14 protein-coding genes are annotated in these 25,331 nt (G+C 31.8%); 6 read left to right on the top strand and 8 right to left on the bottom strand.

Annotation, left to right across the window (positions count from 1 at the left end; translation table 11 throughout):
• Nucleotides 1-205 precede the first annotated feature (205 nt).
• The 3 genes from ACW9UN_RS03360 (at nucleotide 206) to ACW9UN_RS03350 (ending at nucleotide 2,983) form a co-directional block, all read left to right on the top strand.
• Entirely contained in the window at nucleotides 206-1,423 is a 1,218-nt protein-coding gene (locus ACW9UN_RS03360) for a type IX secretion system plug protein (protein ID WP_459483859.1), read from the top strand.
• 49 nt (nucleotides 1,424-1,472) lie between these two features.
• Nucleotides 1,473-1,859 (top strand): Co2+/Mg2+ efflux facilitator ApaG/CorD, encoded by a 387-nt coding sequence (gene apaG / locus ACW9UN_RS03355; protein ID WP_459483856.1) that lies wholly within the window; start codon nucleotides 1,473-1,475, stop codon nucleotides 1,857-1,859.
• 158 nt (nucleotides 1,860-2,017) lie between these two features.
• Entirely contained in the window at nucleotides 2,018-2,983 is a 966-nt protein-coding gene (locus tag ACW9UN_RS03350; RefSeq protein ID WP_459483854.1) for a DUF3667 domain-containing protein, read from the top strand.
• A gap of 10 nt (nucleotides 2,984-2,993) precedes the next feature.
• Here the strand turns inward: ACW9UN_RS03350 and ACW9UN_RS03345 are convergent, their stop codons facing one another.
• Entirely contained in the window at nucleotides 2,994-3,671 is a 678-nt protein-coding gene (locus ACW9UN_RS03345; protein WP_459483853.1) for an NRDE family protein, read from the bottom strand.
• A 156-nt stretch (nucleotides 3,672-3,827) separates the two neighbouring features.
• On the opposite strand from ACW9UN_RS03345, the gene pruA reads away from it, so the two are divergent.
• Nucleotides 3,828-5,453 carry an L-glutamate gamma-semialdehyde dehydrogenase gene (pruA, locus tag ACW9UN_RS03340; RefSeq protein WP_459483851.1) on the top strand — a complete coding sequence of 542 codons (1,626 nt, stop codon included), beginning with the start codon at nucleotides 3,828-3,830 and terminating at the stop codon, nucleotides 5,451-5,453.
• Nucleotides 5,454-5,519: 66 nt separating this feature from the next.
• Here the strand turns inward: pruA and ACW9UN_RS03335 are convergent, their stop codons facing one another.
• Complete coding sequence (locus ACW9UN_RS03335) at nucleotides 5,520-5,966, bottom strand: hypothetical protein (protein ID WP_459483849.1); 447 nt, start codon at nucleotides 5,964-5,966, stop codon at nucleotides 5,520-5,522.
• Nucleotides 5,967-6,048: 82 nt separating this feature from the next.
• A complete protein-coding gene (locus ACW9UN_RS03330) occupies nucleotides 6,049-12,762 on the bottom strand; it encodes an alpha-2-macroglobulin family protein (RefSeq protein ID WP_459483846.1) in 6,714 nt (2,237 codons plus the stop codon).
• Nucleotides 12,763-12,932: 170 nt separating this feature from the next.
• Here ACW9UN_RS03330 and ACW9UN_RS03325 point away from each other — a divergent pair, with 170 nt between their 5' ends.
• Complete coding sequence (locus ACW9UN_RS03325) at nucleotides 12,933-14,285, top strand: UDP-N-acetylmuramate--L-alanine ligase (protein WP_459483844.1); 1,353 nt, start codon at nucleotides 12,933-12,935, stop codon at nucleotides 14,283-14,285.
• 3 nt (nucleotides 14,286-14,288) lie between these two features.
• Here the strand turns inward: ACW9UN_RS03325 and ACW9UN_RS03320 are convergent, their stop codons facing one another.
• From ACW9UN_RS03320 to trkA, 5 genes are all read right to left on the bottom strand, one after another.
• Nucleotides 14,289-15,425, bottom strand: coding sequence for a phosphoenolpyruvate carboxykinase (ATP) (locus ACW9UN_RS03320; RefSeq protein WP_459483842.1), 1,137 nt, complete (start codon nucleotides 15,423-15,425; stop codon nucleotides 14,289-14,291).
• Between the two features lie 93 nt (nucleotides 15,426-15,518).
• Complete coding sequence (locus ACW9UN_RS03315; protein WP_459483839.1) at nucleotides 15,519-15,692, bottom strand: hypothetical protein; 174 nt, start codon at nucleotides 15,690-15,692, stop codon at nucleotides 15,519-15,521.
• Between the two features lie 27 nt (nucleotides 15,693-15,719).
• The gene (locus tag ACW9UN_RS03310; protein ID WP_459483838.1) at nucleotides 15,720-19,859 is read right to left on the bottom strand and encodes a lamin tail domain-containing protein; all 4,140 of its coding nucleotides are present in this window, start codon (nucleotides 19,857-19,859) and stop codon (nucleotides 15,720-15,722) included.
• 166 nt (nucleotides 19,860-20,025) lie between these two features.
• Entirely contained in the window at nucleotides 20,026-21,525 is a 1,500-nt protein-coding gene (locus ACW9UN_RS03305) for a TrkH family potassium uptake protein (protein ID WP_459483837.1), read from the bottom strand.
• Nucleotides 21,526-21,529: 4 nt separating this feature from the next.
• Nucleotides 21,530-22,876 carry a Trk system potassium transporter TrkA gene (gene trkA, locus ACW9UN_RS03300; protein WP_459483835.1) on the bottom strand — a complete coding sequence of 449 codons (1,347 nt, stop codon included), beginning with the start codon at nucleotides 22,874-22,876 and terminating at the stop codon, nucleotides 21,530-21,532.
• Nucleotides 22,877-23,061: 185 nt separating this feature from the next.
• Here trkA and ACW9UN_RS03295 point away from each other — a divergent pair, with 185 nt between their 5' ends.
• Nucleotides 23,062-25,314 carry a tetratricopeptide repeat protein gene (locus tag ACW9UN_RS03295; protein ID WP_459483833.1) on the top strand — a complete coding sequence of 751 codons (2,253 nt, stop codon included), beginning with the start codon at nucleotides 23,062-23,064 and terminating at the stop codon, nucleotides 25,312-25,314.
• Nucleotides 25,315-25,331 lie beyond the last annotated feature (17 nt).

Below are 25,331 nucleotides of genomic sequence, written 5' to 3'. Positions count from 1 at the left end.
AGTAAATTCGGAATTTTAGTTATCTAAAAAAATCAAGCAAATTTACGGCTTTTAGCAAATATTTCTGACATAAAACATCTTATAAGTTTGGGAAAGAATCTTATTTATAATAATTCTAAATAAATAAATTTATGAAAACGTTATAGTTGTTTGCTTTTGGCTTACATTTTGATTGCTATTGCTTAAGATTACTTATTTTTGTGATATGACAAAAACATTTTTAACTTATTTATTTTTAATTTTTGGTAGTATTGTAAACGCTCAAAACATAAAATCTATTCAGTTAAGACCTTTAGAGGAGAACAATTTTTCTGCAATTGTGCCTTTAGGAACTGTTTTAGAACTGTCTTTTGATGATTTAGATGCCGATAGTAAAGATTATATGTATAGAATTGAGCACATGACTCATGATTGGAAGAAGAGTAGGTTGCTATCTAGTCAGTTTATTGATGGTTTTGATGAAAATACCATTATTGATGTTACAAACTCTTTCAATACCTTTCAGAGCTATACTCATTATTCGGTTAGAATTCCTAATGTAAACACCATTATCACTAAAAGTGGTAACTATTTATTATCTGTTTTAAACGATGCAGATGAAGTACAGTTTACTCGTAAATTTGTGTTGTATGAAAATGCGACTACCATTGGAGTACAGGTTTCTAGAAGTAGAAATGCTAAAACTGTGAATACACAACAAACTGTAGAATTCACCATAAATCATCCTAATTTACGAATCAACAATCCATCTCAAGAAGTAAATGTAGTTTTGCTTAAAAATGAAAACTGGAATGATAAAATCACCGATTTACAACCTACTTTTTTTAAATCTAATCAGTTAAAATATACCTACACCAATAAAACCAACTTTTGGGGAGGTAACGAATATTTAAATTTTGATACTAAGTCTGTCAGAAATAAAAGCTTGAATGTAGTTAAAATTGAAATGAAAGACATTTTTCATCATTATCTATATCCTTATACTTACAATCCTTTTTTAACCTATCGCTTCAATCCTGATATTAATGGCCAATTTGTGATAAGAACTTTAGAGGGCAATGATCCAGATACAGAAGCAGATTATGCAATGATGCATTTTACTTTATATGCAGATGAGCCATTTTCCGATAAAAAAGTACATGTTTACGGGGCGTTTAATAATTTTTTTATTGATGAAGAAACCGAAATGCAGTACAATTTTAAAAATAGCAGTTATACAGCCGCTATTTTATTAAAACAAGGTTTTTACAATTATACGTTTGCAACAATAGACAATTACGGAAATGTAAACACTAATGATGTAAATGGTACTTTTTTTCAAACCGAAAATCAATATACAGTTATTACTTATTTTAAGCCATTTGGTGGTTTATATGACAGAGTTGTAGGAGTTGGAACAACTTTTTTTGATCAAAATAGATAATTAAATTTAGGCTTGTATTTTTTAATCAAAAAAACTACATTTACCAGCAATGGTAGAACAAATAACAAAAGGAATTCGAATTGCAGTAAAAACAAAATTTAATGGAACCAGTTATAGAAATAACAGGTTGTATTATGTTTTTGCTTATTTTGTTACTATTGAAAATCATTCTTTGCAAACGGTACAGCTCACTGATCGCTATTGGAAAATCTTCGATTCTTTAAATAAAACAGAAATTGTAGCGGGTGAAGGTGTTGTTGGCCAAACACCTATTTTAAAACCAAACGATACGTATTCTTATAGTTCTGGTTGCTTTTTAGAATCTACTATTGGTGCAATGAAAGGTTTTTATACCATGCAAAACGTAACTACTTTACAAACTTTTAAAGTATTTATACCTACCTTTCAACTCTCAACACCAATCCTATCAAACTAATAAAAAAGAAAAATAAAGTTGCTAAAATTAAAGATCCAGCTTGTTTAAATTGTGGTCATCCTTTTTATGGTAACGAAAAATTTTGTCCAGATTGTGGTCAGGCCAATAAAGGCAATAGCATTACTTTTGTAAGCTTTATACATGAAGTTTTTAATGGGTTGTTTAATTTTGATGCTAAGTTTTGGACAACTATCATTCCGCTTTTAATACAACCGGGTAAAGTGTCTAAAGATTATATTGATGGAAAAAGACAACGTTACTCCAATCCATTTCGATTTTATTTAACAGTATCCATAATCTTTTTTCTGTTGATTGGACTCTCAAAAACAAAAGATAAATACGAAGCACTTACAAAAGAAGCAGGACAGGAAATTGCAAAAGTAGAGCAACAAGACGCTATTAAAAACAAAAAAGAAGTTTTAACTCAAGCTAAAATAGATTCTATAAAAGAAAAATTAGATAAAGATTTAAAAAAATCTTTTATTCCAGAAATAGCTAGAGAAAAGATTTTAGCAGAAGTAGAAAAAAGTGCAAAAGACTCTGTAGCTTTAAATAACGATGGCAATCGAATAGATTTTGGAGGCACGCGTTTAGACGATTTTGCTAAATATGTAAAAAAGTACCCAAATTCTAAAATTGATGCAGCATTAGATACGCTTGGATATGAAAAAAATTTTACGAATCGATTTTTATATACCAAAGCTAAAAGAATCAACTCGTTTACAGAAAGTGAAGAAAGCAGAGAAGAATTTTTAGGAGAAGTACTGTCTTACGGTTCAGTGGCACTATTTGTGTTTTTGCCTTTTTTTACATTGTTTTTACGTCTGTTTTACATCCGAAGAAAATACACCTATGTAGATCATTTGATATTTGTTTTTCACATACAAACCGTGTTTTTTATGCTTTTTTCAATTTTTGTACTATTGCAAATATTTGAAATAGAACCAAGTATTGGCGTGTTTCTGTTGCTCTTTTTATTGTATTTAATTATTGCAATGAAAAATTTTTATCAACAAAGCTTTATCAAAACGTTTGTAAAGTTTATTCTTCTAAATATCAGTTATTTCTTTGTGGGTGTTATAGGGGTTGCCTTGGTTTTTATAATTTCTTTTGCCATGTTTTAGTAGATTGATGTTAAAGGAAATCAATATACGTCATATCAATTGCTTTGCCTTTTTTTTTTACACATGTAATACTTAATGTTTCTACAAAATTTCGTTTCATTTTTGGCGAAATTTCAGGGCTACCCAATTGTTCGTTTTTATGAAAGTTTAAAATACGCTCTTGTGAAAAAAATGTGTTTTTATGCAACCATTCTTCAAACCATTTTTTTCTTTGTAGTTGCATTTCTGCTGTATACAACGTAGAAGATGACCATATTTTTGGTTCTTGTGGCAATTTTTTAAAGTGTTTTTTTGTTCCATCCCAAACCAACTCGTAGATTGAAAATTCAGATTTCCAATCGATTAAAATTAAAGTAAACGGTTCTATGTTGTTAAAATCAAAATTATAGATGTAAGCAACTGCATCATCCGTAGCAAGTAAATTTTTAACAATTATACCTCTACTCATTTTATAATGTAGCTCTCTTATATGATTTTTAAATCCGCCATTTAACAAACAAACTAATCTATTTTTATGGCTTGTACCAATCCATGTTCCACCCGCTAATTCGTCTTTTGGGTAGGTTAATGTTACATCATTCTCTATGTACGTTTTTGGCGGAATTGTTTTTCTTAACGGAGTTTCATCTCTATTAGAAGTTAAAATAAAACTATTTTTACCTATAGGAAGATAAGTTACTGTACACATTTACTACATTTCTTAATTATCATAAATAACACATTCTTATAATAATATTGATTATAACTCAACAAAAGTCAATTAATAAGCATCAAAATTATTGAAACAAAAATTGTAACTTTGTTACTTTCAAAATTAGTCGATTCAAATTTAAAAACATACAAAATGACAAGAGGATTTTTTAATGTTCCAGTTGCAGTAAATGAACCTGTAAAAACTTATGCTCCTGGCTCTCCAGAAAGAGAAGAATTATTAGCTACATATAAAACAATGTACAATAGTTCTGTTGATGTGCCTATGTATATAAACGGACAAGAAGTTAGAACAGGAAACACAAAAAACATTACACCTCCTCACGATCATCAACACGTAGTTGGGCAATATCATACAGCAGAAAAAAAACACGTAGATGAAGCTATAGAAACTGCATTAGCTGCAAGAGAAGCATGGTCTTCAGTTTCTTGGATGGAAAGAGCATCGATTTTTCTAAAGGCAGCTGAATTACTAGCTGGTCCTTACAGAGCTAAAATGAATGCTGCAACTATGATTGCACAATCTAAAAATGTACACCAAGCAGAAATTGATGCAGCTTGCGAAATGGTAGATTTCTTTAAATTTAATGTACAATACATGACAGATATTTTTAAAGATCAGCCTGCATCTGCACCAGGAATTTGGAACAGAGTTGAGTACAGACCTTTAGAAGGTTTTGTGTATGCAATTTCTCCTTTTAACTTTACTTCTATTGCAGCAAATTTACCTGCAGCAGCAGCTTTAATGGGTAATGTTGTAGTTTGGAAACCATCTGATCATCAAGCATATTCTGCACAAGTTATTGTAGATTTATTTAAAGAAGCTGGTTTGCCAGATGGTGTTATTAATGTAGTTTACGGAGATCCTGTAATGATTTCTGATACTTGTTTAACATCTCCAGATTTCTCTGGATTACACTTTACAGGTTCTACCACTGTATTTAAAAACTTATGGAAACAGATTGGTAACAACATCCACAATTATAAAACTTACCCAAGAATTGTAGGAGAAACTGGTGGTAAAGATTTTATTTGGGCGCATAATTCAGCAAATCCATTACAAGTAGCAACCGCAATTACAAGAGGTGCGTTTGAATATCAAGGTCAAAAATGTTCTGCAGCTTCACGTGCTTACATTCCTGCTTCTATTTGGGATGATGTTTTAAAACACTTAAAACAACAAACATCAGAGTTAAAAATGGGTTCTCCAGAAGATCCATCAAACTTTATAAATGCGGTAATTCACGAAGGTTCTTTTGATAAAATTGCAAAATATATTGATGAAGCTAAAGCTGATGCTGATGCAGAGGTTATTATTGGCGGAAATCATGATAAATCAAAAGGATATTTTATTCAGCCAACCGTAATTTTGGCAAAATCGCCAACTTATGCAACCATGACAACAGAATTGTTTGGCCCTGTAATTACCATTTATATTTATGAGGATGCTGAATGGGAAGCTTCTTTAAAATTAGTAGACGAATCTACAGAATATGCTTTAACTGGAGCTATTTTTTCTACGGATAGATATATAGTAGAAAAAGCATCTAAAGCATTAGAAAATGCAGCTGGTAACTTTTATATTAATGATAAACCAACAGGAGCAGTTGTAGGTCAGCAACCTTTTGGAGGAGCTAGAGCTTCTGGGACCAATGACAAAGCGGGTTCTGCACAAAACTTATTACGTTGGACATCTGTTAGATTAATTAAAGAAACTTTTGTAACACCACAAGATTACAAATATCCGTTTATGGGATAATCAATAGATTTTAAACAAAAAAAACTCATCATTTTATTTTGATGAGTTTTTTTTGTTTGTTAAGGTTTAAAACTGATATCTGACAGATAAAGCAGCATCAGAATTCACACCACTTAAACCGCCTGCAATACCAATTTCAGGTCTATAATCAATAGACAATATAATAGGTTCGTTAAAATTATATTCAATACCTATAACTCCTGCACCATAAATTCCTGTTCCGTCAGCAGAAACAATTCCACCACCAAAACCTGCATACCAATTGAATTTATCTTCTAAATTCCAAACCCATTGATACAAACCTGTTGCTTTAAAGTTGGTAAACTCATTAGCCAAACCTAAGTCGATTTCTAATCTATTATTGCTACCCAAGGCTTTTTGATATGAAATTTCTCCACCAACTCCATTTCCACCACCAAAACGTAAACCGATTGCATGCTCAGAAATATCTTGAGCATTTATGGTTAAAATAGTAGTTAATAATAATCCAAAAGTTAAATAAATTTTTTTCATAATGATTGTTATCTTGTATTAATAGTAGTGCAAATTTATGAGTAATTTCTCATTTACTTTAACTCCTATGATTGAAATACTATCAAAATCGATTGAATTCATCATTTATTTTTAGACGAATTCCTTCAGAATGACTGCTAAATTCTGGTGCGTACATACTTTGAATGGTTGAAATTCCGTTGCTAAAAAAACCAGCATTGTTTACACGTACATCATACTCAAATACATACACGCCTTTTGGCAATCGATCAAAAAAGAAGTTGGTAGATGCATCTTTTGTACTTTCATAATACCCTAAATTATCTTGCCATTTGTATTTAGAAATTACATTGATGGGTTCTAGTCCAGATGCTCTCATATCTTTTAAATGAATAAATTCTAAATCTCTATCTGAATGAAGTTCGATTCTTACCGTAACTAAATCGCCAACTTTTAAACTGCTGTTTTTGTTGATTTCTTGCAGTTCTTTACCCGTATCTGAGTTTACTTTTTTGAATAATTTTTTGTTTAGTTTTAGTGGAGTTTCTGCGGATGTAATTTTATCTAAATCTTCAAAATATTGCCAATACAAAGCACCCCAAGCAATGCCTTTTCCTTTTTTACTGATGGTAACCTCTGCCATTTCTTTTTGAATTGTATTGGCATTCCAAGAGGTTTTAAAATAGCCAGATCCAGCTTCAACTTTTGCACCTTTTATTTTTGATGGGTCAACAATATTATTACCTATTTTAATATCAACCATTTCTGTAACTGATAGCCAATCAGAACCATTCAACAACAAAGCATACACAGCTTCTGTTGTTGCTTTTGTAGTTTTCCAACTATTGGTTTGCTTGTTTTTTAACAACCACAGGTTTAGATTATCTATTATAGTTAGTTTGTTCTTATCAACACTAGCATCTAAAATTTCTGAAAATGCTTCAATAAGCAAAGCATGCGTTTCTATAGGAGCTTGGTAATAGTAATAACCAGCAGTATTAGATTTCCAGTACATGCCCAATTCATCAGAAGTAATACTATTTTCTTTAAGAGATCTTACAATTTTTTTTGCAGTTTGTTTTTTATCAGTTCTAAATAAAGACAAGGCTATTTGTGCTTTTGCATACAAATTATATGTATTCCAAAACACTTTGGTTTGATTTTGATAATACAAAACGGCCTCTTTTAATGCATCACCTTTAGCCATATCTACATAAAAACTTCGCATATACAAATACTGAATGGTTGCATAATTGAGATGGTTTTGTCTTAAAAACGCTTTGTATTTTTTGTTGCCTTCTTTTGTAGTTTTTGATTTTTCTTTGAGTATTGTGGCTTTTTTCAATAACTTTTGATACTGAGCCAAAATTTCATCATCTAAAAAGCGAACGGATTTTTGCATCATTTTTTGTGTTGATTTGTCTAAATCAGTTATCCTTAATTTTTGCAAATGACCAAAACCGGTGGCAATATGTTGGGTGATAAAATTACTTGCATACTTGCCACCTTTAAACCAAGGAAATCCGCCAGAACTCAATTGAATGTCTTGTAATTTGTTGATGGCTTTTTGTTGCTCGTTTTTCATTTTTGTTAAATCAAATAGTAATGCAATTCGTTTTTTTTGTTCGGTTTCGGATTGTGCATCTCTTAGCCAAGGTGTTTCTTGAATGAGTAACGATTTTAATTCCTGATTTTTTTCTAAGTTAGACACTAAAGCATCAGAATTATGCCAAGCATGAAACACGTCTTGAATTTTAGGATTGGCATTCACCACAAAGTTCGCCAATGTATTAGCATAATATTTAGAGAAAGTTTGCTCAGCACATTCGTAAGGATATTCCATTAAGTAAGGTAAAGATTGTATGGCATACCAAGCAGGATTGGATGTCATTTCCAATGTCAACTTATGGTTTTTTAATGTTGATGAAGCATTATTTTTTAATTTATCTAAGGTAAATGTCTTGGTGTTCTTAGAGCGAATCCACATAGGCAGCGTTTCTGTAACCAACATTCTATTGGTTAAAACTGGTAATACATTTTGCTCGCCATCAGAAAAATTACCAGCTTTGGCCACAATTTTGTACTGCACAGCTTGAATATTTTCAGGAATTGCTAAATTCCAAGAAACAGTTGCATTTCCATCCTTATCAACCGTAAATCCCACTCTGTCAGTTTCTGACATCTCTCTCAAAGGGAGAGCGCCACTCTTACTCAATAAATTTTGCTTAATTTCTTTTCCTGAAATAGGGTTTGTTAAAATTAATTTTGCAAAACCAGATAATTTATTGTTGGTTAAGTTGGTAATTTTTGCACTTAAGGAAATCGTATCTTTTTCTCTTAAAAAACGAGGCGCATTGGGCACAACCATTAACTCTTTTTGAGTTACAGTTTGTAAGGTTTTAGATGCCGATTTTAAATTTTTTGTATGTGCTAATAATTGTAATTTCCATCTGGTTAAGGCTTCTGGCATTGTGAATGTAAAACTTACTTTTCCGTTTTTATCTGTTTTTAATTTTGGAAAAAAGAAAGCCGTTTCTTTAAAGTTTTTACGTGCTTGTACTTTTAATAAGGCTGCATCGATTTTTTCTTGACCCGATTTTGTAGTGATGATAATCACTCCGTTTGCACCTCTTGATCCGTAAATTGCAGTTGCTTCATCCTCTTTTAAAATTGAGATATTTACCAAATCGCTACTATCTTTATCAAAAGAATCTACAATTACACCATCAACTACATATAAAGGTTGATTATTTCCTTGTGCTGTGGCAGCTCCTCTAATTTTTATTGATTGATTAGATGCTGCTTGCCCTGAAATACCAGTGATAGAAACCCCAGCAACTTTGCCAGATAAAATGCTAGTTACATTAGCATCGTATTCAGTTTCTTTGGCTGTAACTGTTCTAACAGCACCAGTTACAGATTTCTTTTTCATGCTTCCATAGCCAATAACCACAACCTCGTCTAAATGTTCTGCGTTTTCTTTTAAAGCAACATTTAACTCTGAAAAATCTAAAATTTTTACAATAAGAGATGAAAAACCGAGATAGTTAAAAACTAAGGTTTTTCCTTTTTCAACAGGTATAGAATATTGTCCGTCAAAGTTGGTAATAACCTTGTTATTGGTTCCTTTTATGCCAATACTTACGCCAGGAAGAGGTTCATTGTATTCATCAGTAACAATTCCATTAATTTTACCATTAAATTGTCCTGACTTACTAACCAAAACGTTTAGTTTTTTTGCTTTTCGTTTTTTGTAAATACTCAATAAATATTCATTTTGAAATCGCTCTTTATTGTTTAAACTAAACCCAAACCAATTGTATTTATCATTTTGAATATTTGGAAATCGATAATAATTTCTTTGAATATTATGAATCTTAAAATTGCTGTTTTTAAAACTTTTGTTGGCATTGCTAGTTTGGTAAGAATAGTAGGTTGGTTTTGGTGTAGTCGGATTAAAATACCAATTATGATTTTTAAATTCATCTAAAGAAGCATCATACATACTTGCTAAAACTTCTGCAGCAATGGCATTATTTTTATCATCTTTAATGGTAAAACTCCAAGTTTCGTCTTGCCCTGGTTGTAACTTATCTCTAAAAATATTGGTTTCTATATCTAGTTTTTTTTCTTGTGGATGAGGTACATTTATTAACAAGCTACCACTTTTAAAATCATTATAATTTACAAAGTGATATTTAATGGCAAACCCACCAACATCTTTTTTATCCACAGGTATTTTAATGGTTTTTGTGGTATTATTTATATGAATGAGTTTTGTGTCTACTATTTTATGGTTCTTCTCAATTTGTAGCACCACTGTAATATTTTTTGATGCAGAACCAATTTGTAGTTCAACCACATCATCAATAGCATACCATGTTTTATCAGTATTAATAGCAAACAATTTTGAATCGGCTACTTTTTTTTCTTTGGATGAGAATAACTCGATTCTTTTTTCGTCTTTAACTGTTTGGTTGAATTTGTCTTTGGTTTCTAAAACCACAAGATATTTACCAGAAATCCAGTTTTTAATAGCGTTTAATTTTATTTTTTTGGCTTTTGATGTGTCAAAATTGTAAGACGCTACTAATGCCTCTTTTGCCCAGTTTTGTTCATTGGCTTCCTCATTGGTATAAGGATCGTTTGGGAATAATGTTCTAAACGTATTTTTAGAAATATCTTGATAATCTGGTGCAGGCCAAGGTCTTTTTCTTAAGGGGTTTTTAGGCGCTTGTAACTTGTATATTTTAAGGGTTCCTTTTGCAGATACAAACTCGTTATTCAAATTTTTTGTATCGACTTTAATGGTGGTTTCATTGTGCGTTTTATCAATCTTATTAGCTACACCAATAGAAGCTATTAAAGAGTGGTAACCTACTTTTATGATGGTAGTTGCAGAACGGGTCTCTCCATTTATATCGGTTACATCTGCTGTTATTTCATATTTAAAAATGGGTATACTTTCTTTGTCAACACTTTCATCAGGAATAGCTTTAAAATGGATAGAAAAATTACCTGTACTGTCTGTAATAGTCTCTCCACTAGTAATTTCTTGCGAACTAGAATTTGGATTTGGTCTGCGCCAATAATACCAACTAGGATATTGTACTTTTCTATGCACTCTGTACACTACATTGGCATCTGATATATTTGCACCAGAAAAAGCCTTTGCAAAACCGTTGACTTTTATAGAATCATTTATAGTATAACTATTTGTAATGGGGTTAAATTTGGTTTTAAACTTGGGTCTTTTGTACTCTTCTACTAAAATTTCTGCATAATTGTCATCGAAATACACATCGTCATAAAAATCTACATTGTGTTTTTCACTTTCATCAACATAAATGGTAAACTCACCAGTTAAACCATTATTAGGTAGTATAAATTTGCCAGCAACAGCACCAAATTCGTTCAGTTTTAACGCTACACTATCAATATCTTTACCATTAACATCTTCTAAATACACAGTTATAAACTTATCTTTTACAACTTTAGATGTATTACCTTGTTTTTTAATAACAATAGCTTTAAAATGTACAGTTTGTCCAGGTCTGTATATGCTTCTGTCTGTAAAAACAAAAGGTTTTATGGTGATATCATCAACCGCATCATTTCGTTTATTTTTATCATATTGATGGTAGAAATACTGATTTCCAAAAGAGGCAAAATCATTGGTAGTATGCACTTCTACGTTTACATTATTATAACTGTCATCGCTTTTAAAAGAGGCAAATCCGTTTTTATCGGTAGTTAGTTTTTTGTGGATGTATTTACCCGTGTTTCGTTCTTTGTTTTCAAGTTTAAGTTTGGCATTTTTAATAGGTTGTCCTGTGTACCTATCAACTACTTGGTAATTGTACATATTGTTAAATGTATTTTTTACCAAAGCTAAATTGGTTACTTGTAGGGTAGTGGTTCCGTAAACAGAATCTTCTTGCAATCTTTCACTTTCAGAAGCAACAATAAGATATAGGCCACTTTTTAATTTAGGAACAATAACTTCTGTAGAATGCTGTATGTAATCGTTTTCATTTCTTAAAATATGATGCCAAGTTGTACTTTGTTGTAACGTTTGGATCAGGTTTTTACGATCCTTAAAAGCATAGGTTGTATGGAGTTTTTCTTGTTGTTTTTGATTGATTTTATATGCCGTAAAATATAACGTGTCTGTGTTTTTATAGCGAACTAAAAGGCGAGAATTTTTATCTATAGGAATATATTTTTCTGCCTTTATGGCCAGCGTTTTTTGTTTGATTTGTTTTTGGAGTATTTCGCACTTTTGTTGTCCTAAACTTTTCGGAAAATCTTTGATAATTTGACGACAAACTGCAAGTGCTTTTTGATTACGCGCTTTGTTTTTATAGATTTCAGCAATTTCAAAGGCATATAAACCACTTGCTTTATGATTGTTTATATTTGCTTGAGCAGTTTGTAAGGTTTTTAATTCAACATTGTTTTTATCTTTAAAAATTGCATGTTGATGTACAAAGTTGATGCGTTGAATATCTATATTTGCTAAGGCATCTTTATTACCCGTTTTTAGGTGGAGTTCAATTAACTTTTGATAGGTTTGTAACGCATGTAATTGTAAGGAACTACGATCTTTTGATGTAATTTGTAAGCCAGAAAAAGGTATAGCATCACTTAAATAAATCGCACTGTCTATCCTAAATTGATTAGCAGGTTTGGTAATGGAGTGCTCTGATGTTTTGTAAAACTGTAAGGCATTATTGGCAAGAAAATCAAATAGGGTAGGCGTATAGGTGCTTGATGTTTTTTCAAGTTGAAGAATGTCCGAAAATTCATGGATATCCATCTTCTGAAGTATAGTTTCATCTGCTAATGATGCTTTAAAATAGCTGTGAATTTCTTGAAACAACGTTTCCAGATCCCAAGATCTAAAATCATTAATATTTACTTTATGCGCAGTTTTTGTTCTATTGTAAAATTGATAGCGATGCTGTTTAAAATACTGCCAGTACAAATTGGCAAGAATGTTTTGTAACACGTTTTTAGTTGGTGTTGTACTTGCAGCAATCTGTTTTTTAAAACGTTCAATTACTTTTAATTGCGCATTTTCTTCTAAAGTTAATGCAAATTTACTTTTATAAAAAAGAGATTTTATAATTTGAGGACTGTTGTTTTTCTTTACCGCTTTTTTATAAATGTCTTCCACAACTGTTAATGCCGATTTTGGCAAACCATCCAGTTCAAATTGTTCTACTTTGGTCCAAAGTTTATCTAACTTTTTTTGAGCAGTTGCACGAGGCGTATATAAAAATATAAGGAGTACTATTGTAATAATTTTTTTCATAATCGGTTGATTTAACAAGATAAAATTCGCTTAAATCGTTTTAAAATACCATCTAAAATTAGCGAAAAGGCTTTTTGAGTGCGTAAACCTAATATTTAGCTGAGTTATGTTCTAAAGATAATTCATATTGCAGAAAGCTTTTGTATTTTTACTTTTTTAATTTTTTTGATATGAACATCCATTTTATAGCCATAGGAGGCAGTGCAATGCACAATTTAGCCATTGCTTTACACCAAAAAGGATACCAAGTTTTTGGTAGTGATGATACTATACACGATCCGTCAAAATCTAGGTTAAAAAAATATGGGTTATTACCACAAGAATTTGGTTGGTTTCCTGAAAAAATTACACCAGCATTGGATGTAGTTATTTTAGGGATGCATGCTAAAAAAGATAATCCTGAGCTGTTAAAAGCTCAAGAATTGGAATTAAAAATTTATTCGTATCCAGAATTTTTGTACGAACAATCTAAAGATAAAACACGCGTGGTAATTGGTGGCTCTCATGGAAAAACAACCATTACTTCTATGATTTTGCACGTATTAAATTATCACGAAAAAGAAGTAGATTACATGGTAGGCGCTCAATTAGAGGGTTTTGAAACCATGGTGCATTTAACCAACGATAACGAATTTATAGTTTTAGAAGGCGATGAATATTTAAGTTCGCCTATAGATTTGCGTCCTAAGTTTCATTTGTACAAACCCAATATTGCTTTGTTGAGTGGTATTGCTTGGGATCATATCAACGTGTTTCCAACTTTTGAAAATTATAAAGAACAGTTTAAAATCTTTACAGATTCCATGATAAATGGAGGAAGTATGGTGTATAATGCAGAAGATGAACATGTAGCTGCCATAGTTGAATCTTCAGAAAATCATATTAAAAAATATCCTTATAAAACTCCAGATTATTTTATTGAAGATGGCATAACGTATTTAGAAACTGCAGAAGGAGATTTACCTTTAGAAATTTTTGGCACTCACAATTTGCAAAATTTAGCGGGCGCCAAATGGATTTGCCAACACATGGGTATAGACGAAGATGATTTTTATGAAGCTATAGCCAGTTTTTCTGGCGCAAGCAAACGCTTAGAAAAGATTGCAGAAAGTACTTCAACGGTTATTTTTAAAGACTTTGCACATAGCCCGAGTAAAGTTGCTGCTACTACAAAAGCTGTAAAAGAACAATATTCTGAAAAAACGCTATTGGCTTGTTTAGAATTACATACCTACTCTAGTTTAAATGCTGAATTTTTAGCAGAATATAAAGGTGCTTTGAATTTTGCTGATAAAGCTGTGGTGTTTTATTCACCACACGCAGTAAAAATTAAAAAATTAAAGGAAGTAACACATCATCAAATTGCCAATGCTTTTGAACGTGATGATATACGTGTTTATACGAATCCTGCTGAGTTTAAAGATTTTTTATTTGCTGAAAGTTTAGCGAAAACTGCTGTGGTTTTAATGAGTTCAGGCAATTATGGTGGTTTAGATTTTGATGAAGTGAAACGTTTGGTTTAAGATTTAAAATTGGTCGTCAAAGATTTTAGAAACAGTGGCTATCATTTTTTCATTTTCGGAATAGGTAAGTTGATAACAGTTTAAGCCATCAAACCAGTCTAAAAATATTTGGGCATTTTTTGTAATTGGTGACAACCAAGAATCTGGAATCAGTTGCTGAAAAGCATCAATTTTAGAAATCTTTTTACAACTAAGGCCACTGTCTTTTTCATATTTTATAAAAATTAGATCGTTACAAGGCAAATGTTGTAGGTAATCTGTGTTATTTGGTTTCAAATAACGTACTATTTTATTGAGCCTTTTAAAGTGGAATTCTGCACTGGTTTCCAATTCAGGATATAAAGGAAGTAGGGTTGTTAAACTGTTTTTTTTGATAGAAATAGATGCAGGAAAACTATAGACCTTTTTCTTTTCCATATCTATGGGTACAAAATCATCAGCTAAACAAGTAAAACCATTGGCTTGTAAAAGTGCTAAAGAAGTACTTTTTCCGTTACCAGAATCGCCCAAAAACAACATCGATTTTTTACCATTACTAATGGCAGAGGCATGGAAAACACCCATCCAATCTTCTTCGGGTTTTTGATGAATTTTTTGAATAAATTCCATAGAAAACTTCCCTTGAAAATAATGTACCTCGTTACTTGTCCAAGCACCAATATATAGATTATTTACATATAAAAATATGTAATTGTCATCTATAAAAACTTCAAATTCATTTTGATAATTTTCTGTAGCATCAACCGTTAAGTGGGCAAATTTAGGATGAATATAATACAATTCTTTTTCATCTAAATAAGATACTTTAAAGATGATATTGTTTACTTTATAAAACTTTACAAATTCGTAGCTTTTAGGTTTTTTAACATCTTTATTATTGTGGTCTGTTTTTTCTTTAGGTGTATTGTTGATATCGTAAACCTCACTTTTTAAATTTACAATAAAGTCTTTTGCTTTTTCAAGAGGGACGTCTATTTTTTGAGATAAGCTTTTTGCAATTTTTGCAATAGGTATTGCTTTGTCTAGATCTTTTAAAATGGCAGCAGTAGTGTGTTCTAATACTATATATTCATTGCTATTTTTAAACCAAGCAATGGTTTTGTTTTCTACAACTTTGTACAAGGCTTTTTTTAATTCCATAAAAATAAAAGTAATTATTTTATACGTATTACCATAAAAAAACGCCTCAAATATTTGAGGCGTTTGTATGATATGTGTTTTATTTAGGATAGATTAAAATCCTGCCCCTGGGCTTGTAGGTACAGAAGCCGCTTGTGCTTTTTGTGGATTTAAAATCATATACGTACCTAAAGCTGTTAAGGCTGCATATTTACCGTAATTACCTATTTTTTTTATGGCTTGTTTACGAGTAATTTCTTCTTGATTATTTTTTACTTTGTTTTCCATGTTTTGGTGTTTTATTCTCGTAATTAATTATTCTAAGGTTATTTTTTTGTTCAATTGACCAGTTTCTGTTGTTAATTGAACAACATAAATTCCTGAGGCTAAATTAGGCAAATTAATTTCTTTTACACTATTTGATGAAAAAGATTCGTTTACTACTTGCTTACCTAAAATATTAAATAATTTAACATTCGCTTTACCTTGAGTTAAACCTGTAATTCTTAAGGTTGAAGCATTAGGTGTGTAAATGCTAACATTGCCTAAAGAAACTTCAGAAGTACTTAATGCACTTGATTTGGTATGTAAATAGAAGCGTCCAACTCCATCAACTTTTTCTGTTAGAGAAATGGTATACTCACTTACAACTTCATCCAATCTTGTAAATGTATTGGTTTCTGTATCCTCTAAAAATACTTTAATACCAGTTGGTAAATTTAATGTTTCTGCTGTAAAAGTGATTTTTTGGTCAGCATCAGCAGTAATACCAATTGGAATTATCATATTTTCAAAACCTGAATTTGGTAGGGTTTGTACTTGGTATTTTTTGCCTGTGTTGTTACCAACCAAATTGGTAAAAACATCAAAACTATTTTCTTCACCTCTATATACACCTCCAAAAATTTCACCATCATAACCATTATCAAAACCAGTTGTAGCATTTGGTGCATAATTTATTCTAGAATATCTTTGCTTTTTACCATCTGTTATCCATAACTTTATTTCCGTTTTTTCTGATTTTTGGAAAGTTCCCGAGGTTGTTGTTTGGTAAGATTCATTAAAAATTAAACTTGTATCTGCATTGGCTTGGATAAAGAATCCTTGAGTTGGCGCAAGTACAAAATTATCGCCAGTTACGTAAGTGTCGTAAACACCAGTAGCTTGATTCCAAACCCATAATGTTTGACTTACTAAATTATCGGTGTTGTCTGTTAAGAAACTTGCGCTGGTTAAATTTGCTGTAAATGGATTACCAACTACGTTAAAACCACTACCATCGTCAAGAACATTAACGGACACATTTGCTGTATTGATAGCACCAGTAAAGTATATATCGCCTGCAAAATTTTGTTTTATAGAGTAACCAGCACCATTAGAGAATGTTCCACTACTTTCTGCTTGTACATAAGACCAGCTGTTGGTAGCTGTTGTGTAGCTTGCAATACCGATATTACTTCCAGTTCCATTAGTATCATCTATATTACTTGCAGCTACCCATTCACTATTATAAGTTTCACCAGAAACAGGTGATGATATTAAATACCAGTTTGTTGTTCCTAATGTTCTTTCATAAGTTACGGTTCCTGTAAATGTAGATTGTGCAATTAGAGTTGCTCCAGATTTTATAAGACCATTATTTACTGTTACCGAGCTTGAAGCAACAGGGTAATTTGTTAATCCGTTAGGAATTACAAAGTTTGAATTTGTACTTGGTACACCAAAAGCGTTCCAGTTTCCAGCAACGGACCAGTCAGAACTTACAGCACCTGACCAAATAGACGAACCAAGAGCTTTTGGAGATCCTCCAAAAATACCACTTTCTTGCCAGTTACTGCTTGTGGCAGAATTATCAGCAGAAGTATCAATTAATTCAAAAGTACTACCATTTGAGTCAGCACCATCAGCCTCTGAATAAGTTACAATATCAATGGTTGCACCTCCTGTGTTTTTTAATTCAATAGACCTAGAAGTGTTTGTTAAGTTATTGCTATCATCTGTAGTTGCCACAGCTGCATTTGATACTGATAAGTTGTTAAAATCTGGTGTAAAAGGGTTGTCGTTATTAAAAGTACCATCACCATTACTACCCACTGCAACTACAATATAGGTATTGTTTGTAAAAGTTGTTGAACTAGGGAAAGTAAATGTAATACTGTTGTATTCTAAAGTATAATTAGAAATATCAATATCACTACCACTTCCGTTATACAATTCAATCCATTCATCATCACTTCCATACACACTTCTTGAGTCGTACATGATTTCTGAAATGAATAGTTGTGGTAAGTCATTATCAGTAATCGTTACAGTATGTTGACTAGTGGTAATATCTGCTGTACCATTTGTTACAGCAATATCTATAACAATTGTTTCATCTTGAAAATCTACATCACTGTTAATACTTAAAGGAATATTTAACGTTTCATTAGCGTCGAATACCAATGGGGTTAAATCGATGGTGTAGTCGCCAGCTTCTGCTGTACTACTTTCGTTAACTGTAGCTGTTACAGTTACATTAGCATCATAATTTGTTAATGTAATTGGAATGCCAGCAGTAGCAAAAGTAACGTCTGTTTCAGTTTGGGAGCTACTTACAGCATCAAAAGTTACTGTTGGGTCTGAAGATGCTGGAGTTTCTGTGATTACAATATTATCAATGAAAATACCTTCTCCATTAGAGGTAAGGTTATTAAATTGTAATTTTATATCTAAGGTTGAATTTGATGATAGTACAATGTCAGAAGTGGTAAAAGTGGTAAAGGTTGATGTCGATAACTCTTGACCAAGATCTCCATCACCATCAAAATCTAAATCTAATGCAGCAGGGTTATTAAAACCATCTGAGTTAATATGTTGTACAGCCATTAAATTCTGATATGATTCACCATCAATGGAGTATGTGATTAATAACTCGTCAGTTGAATCCCACTGTGCATCGTTATTATAAGAAAAATCAATGGCAAATGTAAATGAAGCTGCATCACTAATATCTATTTGAGATAAATCTATTGAAGGGTCTCCTGTTAAATCTTCAGCAACCCAATAGAACGTGCTATTGCCATTGGCACCCGCTTGTACTCTGTTAAATGTATCTGAATTTCCAGAACCCACTGTTGTTGATGGTGTATAACCGTCGTTTACAGTTTCAAAATCTATTGTTGTTATTAACGTATTTGCATTTGGGTCTTCATCATCATCTGTTAGTGTGATTGTGTGTGTTGCTTCAGAAATAGTTAAACCACTTACAGCACTTGTTTCGCTTATGGTTAAAATAATGGTTTCATTATCATAATCATCAGTGTCTGGATTAATATCTAAAGAGATATTTTGTGAACCATTTGCTGTAAAAGTTAATGAAGATGTATTTAAAGTGTAATCAGAGCCTTCAGCAGTACCTGAAATTGTAACATCTACATCAATTTGTGTATCTGAATAATTAGAAACTGTAACAGGTATTAGTACGTTAAATGTTGCATCAGTTTCTGTTTCTGAACTTGTTGCAGCATCAAAACCAATAGAAGCTGGCGTATCGTTATCAGTAATTGTAACTGTGTGCGTACTCGTACCTAAATCTGCAGTACCAGAAGTAACTGTAAAATCTATGATTATTGTTTCATCCTCAAAATCAGCATCATTATTTATGCTTAGAGGAAGGTTAAGTGTTTCATTAGCATCGAAAATCAAAGGAGTTAAATCTATGGTATAATCTCCAGGTTCTGCTGTACTGCTACCATTAACAGTTGCAGTAATGGTTACATCAGCATCATAGTTGGTTAATGTGATTGGTATACCAGACGTTGCAAAAGTTGCATCTGTTTCTGTTTCTGCGCTTGATGCAGAGTCGAAAGATACTGTTGGGCTTGGTGTTCCTCCAGATTCAGAAACTGTAAAAGAAGAGGTTGAATATCCATCTCCAGCTCCATTTTCACTAAATTCAAAACCGACTACTAACGAATTTGCTCCTGATACATCTAGGCCACTAATTGAGTAGCTTACAGGATCACCATTATTGGTTTCTCCAATAGGAGTTTCAACTCTAGAACCTCCATCTAATATGTAAAAATAAGTAAAGTTATCGTCATTAGCACCAGAGTTTTGTGATATTGCAGAAATATCTACAGTATTGATAGAGGATACATCTATACTTTGACTTTGAAATATTCCTTGCCCTCCCCAATCATCTGAAAGGAGAGCACCATCCACAACTTTAAATGAATTTGCTGAGCCATCAGTGCCTGGTTTAGAGGTATATGATAATGACCATTGGTTGCCAGCGCTTCCAAAAGGACCTACAGAAGCAGGAGCGTCAGCTGGAGGAGACGCGCTTGTATGATCGGCAAATCCATCACCATTTGTAGAAAAATCAGCATTGTAAATTTGAGCCGAAATCGTAGAAAAAGACAAAGCTAATAAAAGAGTAAAAGCAATTTTTAATAAGTTTTTTTGTTTCATAATTGTAATTTTTCGATATAAAACTACAAAATAAAACAAGAAAAAAAAGCTAAAAACATTATTTGATAATAATATAATGTTATCTTAAAATAGACATAATATAATTGTTTTTTTCTAAAATAAAACGCATGAATTTTATGAAATTAAAAAAAGCTAAAATTGTATTTTAATTCTTTCTCCAAAAGAAAGGAGTAAACAAAATTAACACTGTAAAGAGTTCTAAACGCCCAATGAGCATTAAAAAAGAGCAGAACCATTTGGCAGCATCAGATAAATGGGCAAAATTATCTACAGGACTTACAGAACCAATGGCAGGACCAATATTTCCTAAAGAAGACGCTGCAGCCCCTAAAGCTGATAAAAAATCTAAGCCAAAAAGCGTTAATGTTACAGATGCTATGATGAAAATAAGCATGTAAATGATAAAAAACGATAAAATGTTAAAAACGATATTTTTGTTTACGGATTTACCATCATATCTAACAGGAATTATAGCATTTGGGTGCAACGCTTTTTTAAATTCTAAAAAGCTGTTTTTAAGCATTATAATATGCCGAACTACTTTTACTCCACCACTAGTAGAACCAGCAGAACCACCTGTAAAAAATAAGGCAAAGAAAATACCAGTCGCAAAAAAGCTCCACATAGTAAAGTCTGCAGAAACAAAACCAGTAGTAGTAACTACTGAGGTTACCATAAATAAAGCATGCCTTATGGCATATTCTATATCACCATAAACTTTCGGATGTGCAATTGTGGTTTGCAAATTTGGGTCTTGAAAAAAGACTATTAACACTACAATAATACTAGTAATTGCAATAATACCCAATAGGTAGTACCTAAACTCTTCACTATCAAATACCTTTTGAATTTTGCCTTTTAAAGCAAAATAGTTGAGTACAAAGTTAGTACCAGCTACCAACATAAAAAAAGTAATAATATATTGTACAAAAGGTAAGTGGTTGTAGTAAGCTACACTTGTGTTTTTTGTAGAGAATCCTCCAGTACTTACAGTGGCCATTGCATGGTTTATAGCATCAAACCAAGTCATGCCAGCGGCTTTTAATAAAAAGAACTCGGCAAATGTTAGCACTACATATATTAAATACAATCGTTTAGCGGTATCTGTAATTCTTGGGTGTAGTTTATCTGCAGAGGGACCTGGGGCTTCTGCCATAAATAATTGCATACCACCAATACCTAATAAAGGTAAAATGGCTATGGTAAGTACAATAATTCCCATTCCACCAATCCAATGCGTGGCAGATCTCCAAAACAAAATACCTTTAGGCATAATTTCAATATCTGTAAGAATTGAAGAGCCTGTAGTAGAATATCCAGAAATAGTTTCAAAAAAGGCATCTGAAATGGTAGGGATTGCACCAGACAATAAATAGGGTAGCATACCTGTGATGGATAAGATTAACCAACCTAAGGTAACAATTAAATACCCTTCTTTTTTTTGAATATTTGTATTTTGGGGTTTGTTGAAGAAAAAAAGTAAGAAACCAATAAATACGGTGATAACACCGGCGTTTAAAATTCCCCAAGCTTCTTTTTCATCAGAAAAAAAACTAAAAGGGAATGCAATAAACATAAAACAACCATTTAAAATGGCAGTAATGCCTAAAAAACGATAAATGATTTTTAAATTTAGAGATCCCATTACTTTAATCAAATAAACTCTCTACAGTAGCTATAGCTTCTGGTAAACAAAATACAATTACCTTATCACCACTTTTAATTTGCATGTTACCGTAAGCCATCAATGCTTTTCCGTTTCGTATAATACCTCCAAAAATTGCTTCTCTTGGAAAACGTAAATCTCTAATAGGGGCTTTTGTAACTTTTGCATTGGGCTTTACTTCAAATTCAAATACTTCTGCATCTATATTATGAAGGTTGGCCAATTCTAAAATTTCGCCTTTACGAATGTGTTTAAAGATATTACTGGCAGCAATTAACTTTTTGTTGATGAGCGATTGAATACCTATGGTTTGAGAAATATCAATATAATCCATATTTTCTACCAAGGCAATTGTTTTTTTTACTCCTTTAGATTTGGCTACTAAGCAAGACATGATATTGGTTTCAGAATTACCAGTAACAGCAATAAATGCATCCATTTCTCTGATGTTTTCTTCTTCTAACAATTCTAAATCGCGGCCATCGCCATTAATTACTAAGGTATTTCCTAAAGTTTCTGCAAGTACTTCTGCGTGTTCTCTTTTTTTCTCTATTAATTTAACTTTAAAATTGTCTTCGCAAAGATTTCTAGCTGTTTTTTCTCCAATACTGCTTCCTCCAAGAATCATTACATTTTTTATATTGAATTGCTTTTTACCAATAATAGGGTATAAGTCTTTCATGCTGTAATTGGGTACAGAAAAATATACTTGATCGTCTATGCGATAAGTAGTATCACCTCTTGGAATTATGGTTTGTGATACATTTTCTCTTTTAATAGCAATGGTAATAAAATCTACATTAGAAAACTTTTGCTTTGCTTCTTTAACAGTTAAATCTACCAAAGGAGATTTATAAGATAAAGTGGTACCCATTACATGAAACAAGCCTCTTTCAAAAGCAACTGTATCGTTAAATGAAGATTGATTTAACAACATTTTTATTTCGTTAGCTGCCAGTTCTTGTGGAGATATCATAAAATCTAAACCAAACTTGGTAAAATCCACTTCGCATTCATTCAAAAACTCAGGGTTATCAATTCTAGCAATGGTTTTTTTAGCACCTAAAGATTTACCAATTACAGAAATGGTAAAATTTGTATTTTGGCTATCGGTTACTGCAATTAATAAATCAGCAGAACCAATACCTACTTCTTTTAATAGTTTTATAGAAGTTGCATCTCCTTTTTTAGTAATTACGTCTAAATGATTGTTCAAATACTCTAACTTATCACCATCAAAATCAATGACGTAAGTATCTTGTGATTCGTAAGAAAGCAGCTTAGCCAAGTGATAACCAACATCTCCTGCACCAGCTATAATAATTTTCATATCAAAAATATAGAAATAAGGTACAAAGATATAAAGAGTTTTGTTTGAAATCTAAAAAAATAGCTGTTTTCGTGACGTTTATGAGTTGTATAACTATTTTTAATTGAAACTAAACCTGATAAATATCTTTTTTTTACATGATGATAAGATTTATTTTTACGCTTTTAATACTAAAGAAATAGGTTTTGTTTATAAATTCATTATTAAAAAATAGCGCACAAATAGCGGTGTGGTTTGTTGCGATAACTATTGTTTTTTCTTGTAAAAAGCAGGTAGAATACCAAAAAGTAGATTCTCAGAAAAGTGTATTTTTATCAGGAAAGGTTATTCCTGATAGTCATTTTTTAGGGGATGAAAAATGCAAAGAATGTCATCAGCAAGAATTTAAAGAATGGCAAGGATCGCATCATGATAAGGCCATGCAAATTGCAGATAGTGCATCTGTTTTGGCAAATTTCAACAATCAAAAATTTACGAGTCAGGGAGTTACCTCTACATTTTATACAAAAGGCAAAGACTTTTATGTAAATACAGAAGGCCCTGATGGTAAAAATCACGATTATAAAATTGTATATACTTTTGGACTCACACCTTTGCAACAATACATAGTACAGTTTCCAGATGGGCATTACCAATGTTTACGTACTGCTTGGGATTCCGTAAAAAATAAATGGTTCGATTTGTATCCAGACTTTAAAGTGGTGCATTCAGAATGGTTGCATTGGTCTAGAGGAGGTTTAAATTGGAATAATATGTGTGCAGATTGCCATTCTACCAATGTTCGTAAAAATTACGAAGTAAGCGACCATAGTTACAATACAAAATATGCAATTATAAATGTAAATTGTGAGGCCTGCCATGGACCTGGTAAAAAACATGTTTCTGAAGTTGAAAAATTAGGTAAAAAATACGTTGCGAATGGCGAGTTACAAATGACCTCTACAACAACCCCAAAAGAATTGGTAGACGAATGTGCACGATGCCACATGCGTAGAGAACAAGTTTCTGAAGTATTTAATTTTGAAGGCACCTTGTTAGATCATTACTATCCACAATTAATAGAAGAACGTTTGTATCACGCAGATGGTCAAATTTTAGATGAAGTGTATGTTTATGGTTCTTTTTTGCAAAGTAAAATGTATCAAAATGATGTTACTTGTACCAATTGTCATAATCCGCATACATTAAAATTAAAGTTTGATGGTAATAAATTGTGCGCCCAATGTCATGTATCCGAAAAATATGATACGCCTAAACATCACTTTCATCCACAAAATACAGCATCATCCAAATGTATCAATTGCCATATGACAGGCAAGTTTTATATGGGAAATGATTTTAGAAGAGATCATAGTTTTAGAGTGCCAAGACCAGATTTGAGCATAAAGTATGGTAGCCCAAATGCGTGTTCAGGATGCCATAAAGATAAAGATGATAAATGGGCTTGGGCTAGTTTTCAAAAACTTTTTGGTGAGGTAGATTCGATTCATTTTTCTGATAAATTAGCATCAGGAATTGCAAACGAACCAGAAGGACATCTAAATTTAATTGCCTTAATGAATGATAAACAGCAACCAGAAATAGTAAGAGCATCAGCAACTAAAGTTTTATCAAATTATAATGTTCAGAATTTTATAGAAGAGTACATTAAAATGTTAGATGACAATTCGCCTTTGGTAAGAGGTGCAAGTGTTGATGTTTTAAGCTTAGTGAATACTACAGATTACGCAAATTACTTTTTACCAATGTTAGAAGATCCTAAAAGAAGCATCAGAATAAAAGCATTTTTTGGTTTGGGTACGTTTCCTGAAAGTGATATTCCAAGTGCTTATAGGGCATCATATGAAAAAGTGAAAAAGGAATTTTGGACACAAATAAATGCAAATTCCGATTTTGTAGGCACAAGGGTTAGAAAAGGAGATTATTATATTAAAAAAGGTGAACTAGATAAAGCAATATATAATTATGAAAGTGCATTAGCTTTAGATAATGTAAACGACCAAATTAGAGTAAATTTGGCAACGTTGTATTACAATAATAAACAGTATAAAAAAGCAGAAGAAACTTATAAGGATATTATAAAACATGTGCCAGAATATGGCGCAGCTTATTACTCTTTAGCTTTGTTATACGCAGAGTTAGGTAAAGATGATGAAGCGATTGCACAACTAGAAAAAGCTACTAAAATAATGCCTAAAAATACTCGAGTATATTATAATTTAGGTTTATTATATCATAAAAAACAAAACTTTAAAAAGGCAGAAAAGAGTTTGATTTTAGGCCTTAAAACAGAGGCAACAAATGAAAGTTTGTTATATGCCTTGGCTTTTGTATACTCACAATCTAGTCAAAAAGAAAAAGCAAAAAATATACTGCATAAACTCGTAGATTTATATCCTAATAATCAGCAATATCAAAATTTTTTAAATCAATTGTAAATCCTTAGATTTTTGTA

Source organism: Polaribacter litoreus (assembly GCF_054584775.1).
Note: the sequence above shows the minus strand (reverse complement) of the source record. Positions and strands in the feature narration are given on the sequence as shown.

Coding starts and splice junctions, on each gene's coding strand:
- ACW9UN_RS03360 (WP_459483859.1), top strand. CDS start 206: ATGACAAAAACATTTTTAACTTATTTATTTTTAATTTTTGGTAGTATT.
- apaG (WP_459483856.1), top strand. CDS start 1,473: ATGGTAGAACAAATAACAAAAGGAATTCGAATTGCAGTAAAAACAAAA.
- ACW9UN_RS03345 (WP_459483853.1), bottom strand. CDS start 3,671: ATGTGTACAGTAACTTATCTTCCTATAGGTAAAAATAGTTTTATTTTA.
- pruA (WP_459483851.1), top strand. CDS start 3,828: ATGACAAGAGGATTTTTTAATGTTCCAGTTGCAGTAAATGAACCTGTA.
- ACW9UN_RS03335 (WP_459483849.1), bottom strand. CDS start 5,966: ATGAAAAAAATTTATTTAACTTTTGGATTATTATTAACTACTATTTTA.
- ACW9UN_RS03330 (WP_459483846.1), bottom strand. CDS start 12,762: ATGAAAAAAATTATTACAATAGTACTCCTTATATTTTTATATACGCCT.
- ACW9UN_RS03325 (WP_459483844.1), top strand. CDS start 12,933: ATGAACATCCATTTTATAGCCATAGGAGGCAGTGCAATGCACAATTTA.
- ACW9UN_RS03320 (WP_459483842.1), bottom strand. CDS start 15,425: ATGGAATTAAAAAAAGCCTTGTACAAAGTTGTAGAAAACAAAACCATT.
- ACW9UN_RS03315 (WP_459483839.1), bottom strand. CDS start 15,692: ATGGAAAACAAAGTAAAAAATAATCAAGAAGAAATTACTCGTAAACAA.
- ACW9UN_RS03310 (WP_459483838.1), bottom strand. CDS start 19,859: ATGAAACAAAAAAACTTATTAAAAATTGCTTTTACTCTTTTATTAGCT.
- ACW9UN_RS03305 (WP_459483837.1), bottom strand. CDS start 21,525: ATGGGATCTCTAAATTTAAAAATCATTTATCGTTTTTTAGGCATTACT.
- trkA (WP_459483835.1), bottom strand. CDS start 22,876: ATGAAAATTATTATAGCTGGTGCAGGAGATGTTGGTTATCACTTGGCT.